The following is an 11,011-nucleotide window of genomic DNA, read 5'->3' on the forward strand; positions in this document are numbered from 1 at the left end:
GATATATTTAAAATTCCCGGAGCAAAAGGAACATTGGGATTTATTAGTCAAATGTCAGAATGCTTTTGTGACAAATGTAACCGGATGCGTTTGAGTGCAGATGGTTGGTTACGTCCTTGCTTGTTGAATGAAGCAGGTCAATTAGACCTAAAAACTGCCCTGCGCGAAGGTGTCAGCATGACCACTTTGCGAGAGCAGTTAAAAGAATTATTGACGGTAAAATCTGAAATTAATTTTAAACAGCGTTATTCCGGAACTGCGACAGGGAATTACAGCCGCACCATGTCGCAAATTGGAGGATAAAAAATTAAGCGATGAGTTATGAATTATGAGTTATGAGTTATAAGTTGAGTAATATTTCTTCTTAACTCCTAACTATTAACTCCCAACTCCTAACTATTAATTAAGCTTGACGTGAGTAGTACTCAACAACTAGCAGTTCATTAATTTGTAGTGCCACCCATTCGCGTTCGATAACACTATTTACCTTACCTTCGAGCTTGTTTTTGTCAAACTCCAAGTGACTGGGAAGGTTTGCCAAACCTGGGTACTGCAAGTTCGCTTCAACCATCTTTTTGGTGCGATCATTATTACGTATAGTAACTTGATCGCCAGGACGACATTGGTAGCTAGCAATATTTACTTCACGACCGTTAATTAAAACGTGACCGTGGTTAACCAATTGACGTGCGGCAGGGATGGTAGGAGCCATACCCAAGCGGAAAATGGTATTATCCAAGCGCATTTCTAATAATTGCAATAGCACTTGTCCGGTGGAACCAGCTACACGACGAGCCTTGCGGACGTAGCGAAGTAACTGGTTCTCGGTGACACCGTAGTTAAAACGAAGTTTTTGCTTTTCTTCTAAACGAATAGCGTACTCAGAACGCTTTTTGCGGTTCTGACCGTGCTGACCAGGAGGATAAGCGCGACGAGCGGTTTTACGACTTAAACCAGGTAATTCACCTAGACGACGGGTTATTCTTAAACGGGGTCCTCTATATCGGGACATGATTTTCTTACTTTAGTCCTGTTTAAATTTGACTCAGACATTTAATTATATATGTTAATGGGAAATTAGGAATAGGGAATTGGGAATTGGGCATAAGCAAAAACCAATAACTATTAACCACTCAAAAGATGCGGTAGCATTACTGTGGTGTTAGGAAGATATTGAAAATGGCTAGGAAAGGTAAATATACAATTGTTGCTGGTGTGGTTTTAGGGATAAGTGGATGGTTGGAAATGGCACTTACCCCAAGCGCGATCGCACAAGTTAGTTATCCAGTTAATGATTACCGTGGTTGTGCAGTTAGTTTGTTACGGTTGGGTATCAATGGTGAATCAGCCGCTCAAGCTTGTGCTGAGGCTCTGCGTCCACGGGAATTTGCTACCTGCGTAACTAAAATTCAAAAACAAACTCAAGTTGCAGCTATTGATATTCTGCCTTCTTGCCGTTTGGCTCGTCGTCCCGAAGATTTGGCTACTTGTGTCGTCAGTGTCAGTGGTAGCAAAAAAGAAGCTTTTGACCCATCAGTTTTCAATTACTGTAATCGCAGTTTATTACCCCAACGCTTTGCTCAGTGTGTAGTCGGTTTGCGAAAAGAAATCGATTTTTCTGCGGTTCAAGCGATGGATACCTGTATTGATGCTAGCGATAAGTTGGGTGGGTTACTCCCTTCGTTTACACCAGCTAGACGTAATCAAGTTGAAACTCCTACCCAGCCAAGTAATCAATTTAACCGTACTTTCGAGACTACTCCGACTCAACCTGTCCCCATTCCCCAAAGAAATTAGTTAATTTTAATTTTTAATCCAAAATCCAAATCTACCATTGGTGGACTTGGATTGGATGTTGTATTAATTAGTTATATTTTTAGACCAAGAACTAATATCAAGCAAATCGCTGGATTGACTAGTCTTCTTGCTTACCAAAAACCATTTGTAACACCATAGGTATACCATCCACTTGGTGATATTTATCAGCCCAAACCCGGATAATCTGATCTAATTCTTCGATAGCCTGCTCCATCCGTTCTGAGGGAATATCTAATTCCTCCAAGACACGCATAGAATTAGGACGACGTTCTGCCCAATTACGCATCATGCGAAAATACCGAGCGGTGTCTTCTACCATGATGTAAGTACGCTCTTGGTCGTCCGCAGGAGCATAGTATAGACGAGTTAAGGCATAGAAAGGCATTCCCCAAGGTGAATCAATCCGCGTTACCGTGCCTGAGTAGAGCAAACGACGCTTGATATGTTCAGCCAAGGCTTCGCTCAACAGCATGTGATGCTGCAAGGGCAAATCTTCTTGCGATCGCTTGTGCAGAAACTCAATCAATTCTAAAAATTCAAAGGAACTAATTAACTGAGCGTCAGGTAAATTTTCGGGCAATTTCTGCTCAATTTGCCTTTTTTCTTCGCTCGTCAAACTTGTTCCAGGAATCCGAGAACGTCCCGGTTGCCAAGGAAACTTTTCCATCCATACATAAGGTAATTGAATCAGATAGCGAGGCTCTTGGGAACCCAACATCTTCAGCAATTTACCCTCTGTTAGTGCTTGTCTGACTTCCTCAACAATCGCTTTCACGCGCTTTGGTTCGAGGTGGTGCAGGTGTCCTGTCATTCGCAGGTTTTGCCCCTGTTCCAGATAAGTCATGTAAATAGCACATTTGGCTGCGGTTGCGGCTGCATCGAGAAACGCCCCATGCCTGTGCCCACTCGTCCGCATGGCGCTAAAAGCCAGATAAAGCATGATCTGATCCATCGCACTGGGGCCTAGACGTTTGATCAGATCTATGTCGTTACTCATATTACAGACAGATGAATAGCACGTTTACAAGTTTTCAGTTATATGAAAGTAAGTAGTATACACCCGACTGAAGGCAATGTGTTCACTTTAGATTATCTATTATGCGTTAAACATGGGTATTATTGGTAGTCTTAATCAAGAATTTATCAGTATTTTCCTGTAATAACACCAAACTACTTATGTCGCAAAATTGCCTTTATAGCTAAGATTACAACGTTTTGCGCCTAATCTTGCACTCGGTAAAATATGTACATATAGTATCAATCCATCAAGTTTGTCCCATTTGTGATTGTGTAACAATTTCATGAAACTTTATCACCAGAATATTATGCATTGCTGACACAACTGTTGGTGTTGTTTCTTGCTCTAGTTGACAAATATGAATGGAACAAGTGGAATGGAACTCTCTTCAGATTCCCATACTGAGGCTAACCAAAATCAGTCTCAAATTTATTTTCCTACTCCAAAAGAATATTTGACCGTAGTATAAGATATCTACTCGCAAAAAGCTAAAATTTTTAACTCAGTCAAAAGTCGGGTTGACAATTTCATCTTCTTTTATTTTTTAGGAAAATTTTCAGAAATACTACCATGTATTTTGTTAGCTTTGTGTTTCAAATCATACATTGTTTTTAAAAAGTTCGACCCAACTAAGTGTTTTTGTGAGCTTTGAGCCGATCGCGTATTTTTTCCAGGTTGAAAGCTACGGTTCCCAATGTAACAATCAACACTCCTATTATCTGAATAATAGCTAGGCTTTCTTGGATAATCAAACCAGCAAAAATAACCGTAATTGCGGGTAACATAGCTCCAATAATCGCCGAACGATTTGCCCCAAATTTACGCACACCAAGGTTATTCAGGATGTAACCAAACAATGTGAGTACGCCTAAAATAAATGCCGTTAAAACCAATTCTAGTAAGTTAGTATTATTAATCTGTACGCCTAAATTGCTTGGTAAGGGAATGATTAACCCGATGAAGCAGAACACCAACATGGTGGTGAAATTGAGTAGGGTAAATGTAACAGGATGAATTTTTGCGGCACAAATGCGGGTGAGAATGATGTAGATTGCAAACGAGATACCCGATAAAATCGCCGCAGTAGCACCAGTAGAAGTATTCCCACTACTTAAAATCAGTAATTCCCCCAAACAAATACAAGCGATCGCACTAATCCCAAATAATGTGGGAAGTTGTCGCTGTTCGTTTTTGAATAATAACCAAGCTAGGAATCCACTGGCAATTGGGTAAATAAAGAAAAGTGCGATCGCAATTCCCGTTGCTACCCGTCCAATGGCAAGGTAAATTAACAATTGCGATAAAAACAAGAAGAACCCGCTAGTAATTGCGAGTATCAGTAATGGTTTGGTAATATTTGGTTGATGATTTCCTTGCCCTAGATTCGGCTGTCGGGGATTTCGCCGCAGTGAGTTGGTCAAAGCGCTGATATCTTGCCATATCCAAGGATGCATGATTGGAGCTAGCACCAGCATCAATGGTACAACTACTAGCATTCTTAGCATTAAAATTAACAAACAATTCCCTAAAGTTGGGGATATTAATTGCTGAACATCAAAAATACCCAAAATTTGCGATCGCGGGAAAAACATGGCTCGAACGGAAACATTATAAAGCGCGGAAGCGACCAGGGACAGCACAACCATCACTAAACCACTGGTTAACCACGAAGATTTTTTAGTTTTTGATTGCGATCGCGAAGCGTCTCCTGTGGAGAATCGCGACTTTTCGGCTTCTCTTGCGTTTGTTGCGGGAATTGGAGGGGGATTTACAACTAAATTGCGCTCCCTAGCTGGTTCATTTGGTTCTAACTTCGCATCAAGTTGGGCACGGGTTAGGGGATTGGGAATAACAGTGTCGGGAAAGCGATAGGGGGGAATATTTTTTTCGACAAAGGGATTTTCGTCGTCTGTTGCTTCTGTGTTTGGGGAATTTGCAACTACTATGGACGAAGATTCTCCAACCTCTTCTTGAGGAGGAACAGTACTTTCTACCTCAAATATTTCTTCAAGGTTAATTTGCGGTTCAACTTCAGATTCAACTTGATAAACCGATTCAATTGATACAGTTGAATTTGTCGCAGGGGAATTTTCCAACTCGTGACGAAGACGATGTACCAACTCAGCCAAAATCGCTTCCCCTTGCTCTTGTTCGTCATACATTCGGGAAAGCTGCTGAGAAAAATTACTTTGATAATTCCTTAACTCCCCTTGGAGTTGTTCAAAAGTCGATAGAACCGTACCGTTAAAAGAATTCAGCAAACGTTCGGTTTGCTCCAAACTAGCTTGGGATGTGGCAGTAGCAGATTGGGAACCAGGTAAAGTAGTACCATTTTCAGAAGTGCGAAATGCAACATCCGCAAACAACTTCTCCAGGGAAGACTGTAGTTGTAGCGAAACGTGATTTGCCAGAACTTGCACCAACTGCCTTAACAAAACTTGATGTTCGTTAGCTAATTGTTCTTGCTGCAAATTAGTTTTTTGGACTTGCAGTTTTTGTACATCCTCAGCCAGACGATTTTTCTCAGTTTGCAGCTGCTGGATATCATCCTGCAACGACTTGAGAACACTTTGCTGGAGAGTCTGCAATTCCTCAATCATCTTCTTTTGAGCATTACTAACATCTGATGATACATCGCCATCATCGCCCTGACTCGATTGGTTGTTCTCAAATCGCCCCATTAGTTTTTGACCTCTGGTTCTGTGAATACCGAGCGGCTTCCCGTCTCAACTATTTATAGTATTGTGTCAGATAAACCCAAAACAATAAACCAGTTTTTTTCAGTTACGCATATTTTTTTGATAAAAAAATATCATAGCCTTAAATCTACGGCGATGCGATGGGCACAAGCAAATCCCGAAAATGCCACAGCATTCAAACCCTGTCCAGGAAAAGTACTATCACCAACACAATACAATCCGGGAATTGCGGTGCGATTAAACGGCATTCGTAATAATCCCGGCAGTTTTCGACGGGGGATTGGACCATACGTACCATCTTCCCGTCCTAAATATTTCCGATGGGTACTAGGTGTTCCCACTTCCAAAAAGTCCAATCCTGCATCTAAACCAGGGAAAATCTTCTCTAAACGTTTAATAACACGTTCTGCTGCTGCTTCTTTAGCGCGACTCTTGGACGAATTATCAGAATTAGTCGGGGATAATTCTTGCCAATCTGCTAACCAATTCGGAGTAAATGCATGAATTATATGATGTCCTGCTGGTGCTAAATCTGGATCGAGCAAAGTTGGAATCGAAACAAAAATTGTCCCTTCCCCATCCATCATTTTTTCCCAATCTTCCAACAAAATATGATGGCATTCTGTTCCTATTGGCAAAACTTCAGCTTTTACACCCATGTGTAAACTCAAAAAACTTGGCGATTTTTTGTATCTTTCTTGCCATTTAATTTCATTAATTGGAACATCTTTAGGTGATATCAACTTACCGAAGGTATCCCAACGTGTGGCATTTGAAACTATTTTTTTTGCGTGGTAAGTCTCACCATTTGCTAGCTTTACCCCCACAGCACAGTCTTTTTCTAGCAAAATCTTTGTGACTCTGGCTTGGTAAATAATTTTACCTCCAGCTTTCTCTAAACCTTGAACAAGCTTTTGAGCAATTTGCCCCACACCACCTTTTGGGTAATTCACCCCACCATAATGTCTGTCAGAAAATACCATCCCCGCATTAATCATCGGTGTCATCGCTGCGGGAACAACTGACCAGCAATAGCATTCAATGTCGATGAATTTGAGCAAATCAGAGTCTTGAATATACTTTCGGGCAATATCTCCCACATTTAGCGGTAAGTATCGGGCTAAACCCAGGCAAGATAATGGATGTTGCAAAAGCGATCGCACCAAATAACGAGGTTCTTCCAACGACAGCAAATCCATGCTGTTGAGATAATTAAACACTTTCCAACATTCATCGTAGAAGCGACGGATACCTTGTTGCTCGTGGGGGAAACATGCGGTAATATTTTGTAAAAATTCTTGGTAATCCCTTTCTACCTTGACTTCTAAGCCATTGGGTAAATGGTAGTGAATTTGCACATTATCAGGAATCGTTTCTATATTTTCACCTACAGCAGCCAAAGCACGAGTTAGTAAATTAGTCGTTCCTTGTTGCCCAAAGCCAAAAATCATCGATGCACCAACATCAAAACGATAGCCTTGACGTTCAAAATATCCAGCACTGCCACCAGGAATTAGATAGCGTTCGAGAACTAGGACTTTTGCACCTTTGGCAGCAAGTTGGGTTGCAGTCACTAAACCACCGATACCGGAACCGATGATAATTGCGTCGAATTCGGACATAATTTCGTAATTCGTATTGATTTGTAATTGGTAATTTCCTTATTTTCCAATACCCAATGGCTTATTCCCAAGTTTTAAATTTAGAGGGTGTTTATTAAGGTTTTTGCGTGATGGGAGATTTTGCGTGGGGGAGAAACCCGGTTTGTTGGGTCAATTGCTTCTTTTTTATTCAATCCCCAATTATCAATTATTAAACGAAGTATCAAACAAAAAAAAGAGGGACAAGCCTACTTTGCTGAGACTAATCCCGTCTACCGATCCTTAAAGAGAGGAGAACACTTGCAAATAATATAAACTAGATTGAGAATAAATGTCAACTATTAATGAAAATAATTAGCGATAATTTTTCTAGACAGGGGAAGGTATTGTTGTTAGCTGTCAGGAATACAAGAAAAGAGTATTCTAAACAGGACGGATGTAACCGGGGCGGAAGCGATTCGATTGGAAATCGTGATAGTGGTAAATTTGTTGTTAGTTATAATCTCCAATTGTACGGGTGCCTTGTCAACGCGCCCTAACGTAATGGATGCTGAAGTCAAAGCAGAATACAAAGTCGAACGCAAGGTCGAAAGTATGCTGAGTTGCAGTGGAATCTAGTTACAAACCGATAACTCACCTCCTGGAAAGGAAAGTTGAGGTAGTTGACTTTTTATACTATGAGGAGTTGATTAATTTCTAGTTATGACGCTACAACTACGTGTTTATGTCCCACCTCATCCCCTAATTAAGCATTGGTTGGCAGTTGCCCGCGATGCTTCCACTCCCTCTGTGTTATTTCGTAGCGCGATCGCGGAGTTAGGGCGATGGTTAACTTATGAAGCCGCGCGAGAGTGGTTGCCAACATTTGAGACAACAGTCCAAACACCCCTGGCAGAGACTGGGGCAACGTTAATCGATCCAGAGGTTCCGGTTGCCGTGGTCCCGATTTTACGGGCTGGCTTGGGGCTGTTAGAAGGGGCACAAGGATTGCTACCATTAGCATCGATTTACCACCTTGGTTTAGTACGGGATGAAGCAACATTAGAACCTTTGTGCTATTTGAATAAGCTGCCAGAAAAATTTGACCCTCAGACACGAGTGTTGATTACCGATCCGATGTTAGCAACGGGTGGTTCGATTATGGCGACGATGGCAGAATTAACACATCGGGGTATAGACCCAACTTTGGTACGAATTGTCAGTGTGATTGCGGCTCCCCAGGCTTTGCAAAAACTGAGTGCAGCTTATCCTGGTTTAATTATTTACACAGCTTGTATTGATGAGGGTCTAAACGAGCAAGGATTTATCATTCCGGGCTTGGGGGATGCGGGCGATCGCATCTTCGGGACATAAGCTACCATGCAGCTAGAGCTTGATGGCGGCTATTAATCAATTTCTTGAAGTCGCAGTATTTTGTAAGACGGGTAAAGATATGAGTCAACGCGATGGTTTTGCCGGAGGATTTGTTGCTGGAGCAATTGTTGGTGGTGTAGTTGGTGGTTTTTTAGGTGCATTAATTGCAAATCGACGGGATGAATTAATCGACGAAGAAGAAATTCAACAACTTGCAAACCGTCCAGCAGAGGCAAAAAAAGCCTCAAATTCACGCCGTCCAATGAAATTGAGTGATACTGAGGGGATGGAAACTGCGAGACGATCGCTCGAAGATAAAATTGCCCAACTCAATGCCACTATTGACGAAGTGAGACAGCAGTTAGGTAATGTTAACGGTAGTCCTTCTCCTAGTTCTTCCGAGCGGACTTCGTTGTAGGGAATGGGGGATAGGGAATAGGGGATAGGGAATAAAGCGTTAGTATACTTCGAGCCGTTAGCTATTAGCTCACTGCTAAAAGCAAATAAAAGAAAGGAACCAGCAGGCATTTAAAAAGTCAAATTTTGAGCCGTTCTTAGTGTAATTATCAACCAATCCCAATCCCAATCCCCAATCCCCCATGCCCCATATCCCCAGTATGAATTGTTCATGAGTGTGGAAAACCTAACCACACAGCATGATATCAGTTCGTTTACAATCAATTAATAAAGATATTTGTTGATATTTTCTCAGGAAACCGAACCTTATATGAGTTCTTCAATCCCTTTTCTAACTAACACGCTGTCAGTTTTTGTCAGCATTTACATTGCTTTGTTGGTGATCAGGATTCTTTTGACTTGGTTCCCAACAGTAAATTGGTACAATCAGCCATTCTCGGCTTTGAGCCAAATTACAGATCCCTATCTAAATGTATTCCGTTCTATCATTCCCCCATTAGGTGGAATGGATTTTTCGCCAATGTTAGCGATTTTGGCTTTACAACTTTTGGCTGGAATTTTACCCAAAGGTATTTAGCATTGTTTAGCCATAATATTCTTGGCTGTAGAGACGCGATCGCGAAAGTCCGACAGGGATTGTAAATCCCTGTCTCATAGCGAAAGTCCATTAAAAATGGACTAATTAATTACGATGATTGCAGCATGTGGATCATCAGTAACTAGAGTTGAGCTAATTCGTTATTTTCACAGTTAGGTGCAATTCGTGTAGCTTGGGGAACAACAGAGTATTGCACCTACATTTTAAATTGGTATTAGTAGCAAACTGAAGCTAAAATCTCAAAATCCAGTATCTCAAAATCTCGAATCAAAAATTGTGTTACTTTCGCACTTGCGCCGAAAACCCAGCCGCTTTAAACTGTTTAAGTTGAATTGGTTCAGGTTGACTTGCAGCTACAGAAATTCTTAGCTCGAAGTTGCTTACACCTGGGGGAACTTCGGGGATAGAACCAAGACGGGTTCGGTTTTGTAATACAGGGTCATTATTTGCATCATATATACGTCCAAATATATCCGCATCGTAGACGTATTTATTAGTCCCATTTTCAGCTTTACCAGTGACGAGAAAGCAGTTTGCAGCCATTGGGGAACCACCGCTTGTTACAGTGCCCTCTGCAATGTCTGGGGGGCATTTTTGGTATGAAATATCAAATAGCCGTATTTGTGTTAATGCGATCGCACTCGGACTAGAGACCCAGGATAGCACAACAAATAGGCAAGTAAACAAGAAAACCGCAAGCGATCGTAACTGCATAAAAGGCACCATAAACACATCCAACCAATAGATAAATTTTACTCCTAAGCAAGAGAAAGAAATTTATTCCTTTGGAATTGAAGACTACAGTTGCACTTCTGTAAAATTTATTAAAATCAGACTTTGAGTCACTAATAAATAATTATGACACCAGATGAGATTGAATCAGCCCTGCAAGCAGCATTTAATCGTTGCGATGCAGCAAGTTGTCCGCTCACAGACCAACAGAGACAAATTTTACTGCAAATGGTCGAGCAAAACCAGGGAATCTCTCATCTTCATAGTTATGATGATAGCGATCGCAACCCACTTCAGGAGCTTTCATCGGAAGAGTTGCGGATATTTTTGGGATATGTGAAAACCCAGGAAACACAAAATATGTCTTGGAAGGTACAATTACTCAACGATTGGTTGCACGGACAAGATTCTGGTGAGGTGCATTTTATTCGCCAACGCTACGGGGTACAGTGGTTAGATAGACTGCAATCCCATCATTTTGATTTGATTCGCTTGAAAGTGAGCGATCGCATTGAAGTTTGTAATGCATTATGGGAATGGGTGCAAGATAATGGTCCTTGTCAGCGTGAATGGTTTCTCTGCACTGTAATTCAAGTTGATGAAACTAAGAATGCTGAAGATAGTTTCGCTAGCTGTATTGTTCGCTTCCAAAACGGTGCAGAATACGAAATTAACGGTATTTATGAATGGAATCAGTGTAATTGGCGTTGGGAAAAATAGAATATATAAGGAACCCCGCCCTAACCCTCCGCTTGCGAAAGGGAGGGAATTGGAC

The 11,011-nt window shown here is 41.3% G+C and carries 10 protein-coding genes and 1 pseudogene; 6 read left to right on the forward strand and 5 right to left on the reverse strand.

Annotated elements, in window-relative coordinates; translation table 11 throughout:
• Positions 1 to 303 (forward strand): annotated as a pseudogene (locus CK510_RS18295) (cyclic pyranopterin phosphate synthase MoaA); the annotation flags it as partial.
• 100 nt (positions 304 to 403) lie between these two features.
• On the opposite strand, the gene rpsD reads toward CK510_RS18295, so the two are convergent.
• Positions 404 to 1,012, reverse strand: coding sequence for a 30S ribosomal protein S4 (gene rpsD / locus CK510_RS18300; RefSeq protein WP_095723070.1), 609 nt, complete (start codon positions 1,010 to 1,012; stop codon positions 404 to 406).
• A 167-nt stretch (positions 1,013 to 1,179) separates the two neighbouring features.
• On the opposite strand from rpsD, the gene CK510_RS18305 reads away from it, so the two are divergent.
• Positions 1,180 to 1,797 (forward strand): hypothetical protein, encoded by a 618-nt coding sequence (locus tag CK510_RS18305; protein WP_245912203.1) that lies wholly within the window; start codon positions 1,180 to 1,182, stop codon positions 1,795 to 1,797.
• A 118-nt stretch (positions 1,798 to 1,915) separates the two neighbouring features.
• Here CK510_RS18305 and hetR read toward each other — a convergent pair whose 3' ends face one another.
• The 3 genes from hetR to crtH form a co-directional block, all read right to left on the reverse strand.
• Complete coding sequence (hetR, locus tag CK510_RS18310; RefSeq protein ID WP_095723072.1) at positions 1,916 to 2,815, reverse strand: heterocyst differentiation master regulator HetR; 900 nt, start codon at positions 2,813 to 2,815, stop codon at positions 1,916 to 1,918.
• 650 nt (positions 2,816 to 3,465) lie between these two features.
• Entirely contained in the window at positions 3,466 to 5,517 is a 2,052-nt protein-coding gene (locus tag CK510_RS18315) for a DMT family transporter (protein ID WP_095723073.1), read from the reverse strand.
• 131 nt (positions 5,518 to 5,648) lie between these two features.
• Positions 5,649 to 7,157, reverse strand: a complete 1,509-nt coding sequence (crtH, locus tag CK510_RS18320) for a carotenoid isomerase (RefSeq protein ID WP_095723074.1) — start codon at positions 7,155 to 7,157, stop codon at positions 5,649 to 5,651.
• Positions 7,158 to 7,838: 681 nt separating this feature from the next.
• On the opposite strand from crtH, the gene upp reads away from it, so the two are divergent.
• The 3 genes from upp (at position 7,839) to CK510_RS18335 (ending at position 9,483) form a co-directional block, all read left to right on the forward strand.
• A complete protein-coding gene (upp, locus tag CK510_RS18325; protein WP_095723075.1) occupies positions 7,839 to 8,489 on the forward strand; it encodes a uracil phosphoribosyltransferase in 651 nt (216 codons plus the stop codon).
• Between the two features lie 79 nt (positions 8,490 to 8,568).
• Complete coding sequence (locus CK510_RS18330; protein WP_095723077.1) at positions 8,569 to 8,907, forward strand: ssl2009 family thylakoid membrane protein; 339 nt, start codon at positions 8,569 to 8,571, stop codon at positions 8,905 to 8,907.
• Positions 8,908 to 9,228: 321 nt separating this feature from the next.
• Positions 9,229 to 9,483, forward strand: a complete 255-nt coding sequence (locus tag CK510_RS18335) for a YggT family protein (protein ID WP_095723078.1) — start codon at positions 9,229 to 9,231, stop codon at positions 9,481 to 9,483.
• Positions 9,484 to 9,783: 300 nt separating this feature from the next.
• Here CK510_RS18335 and CK510_RS18340 read toward each other — a convergent pair whose 3' ends face one another.
• Positions 9,784 to 10,218, reverse strand: a complete 435-nt coding sequence (locus tag CK510_RS18340; protein WP_095723079.1) for a hypothetical protein — start codon at positions 10,216 to 10,218, stop codon at positions 9,784 to 9,786.
• Between the two features lie 144 nt (positions 10,219 to 10,362).
• Between CK510_RS18340 and CK510_RS18345 the strand changes: the two genes are divergently transcribed.
• Complete coding sequence (locus tag CK510_RS18345; RefSeq protein WP_095723076.1) at positions 10,363 to 10,956, forward strand: hypothetical protein; 594 nt, start codon at positions 10,363 to 10,365, stop codon at positions 10,954 to 10,956.
• The last annotated feature ends 55 nt before the right edge of the window (positions 10,957 to 11,011 follow it).

The sequence above is a fragment of the Brunnivagina elsteri CCALA 953 genome, from assembly GCF_002289455.1.
Lineage (GTDB): Bacteria > Cyanobacteriota > Cyanobacteriia > Cyanobacteriales > Nostocaceae > Brunnivagina > Brunnivagina elsteri.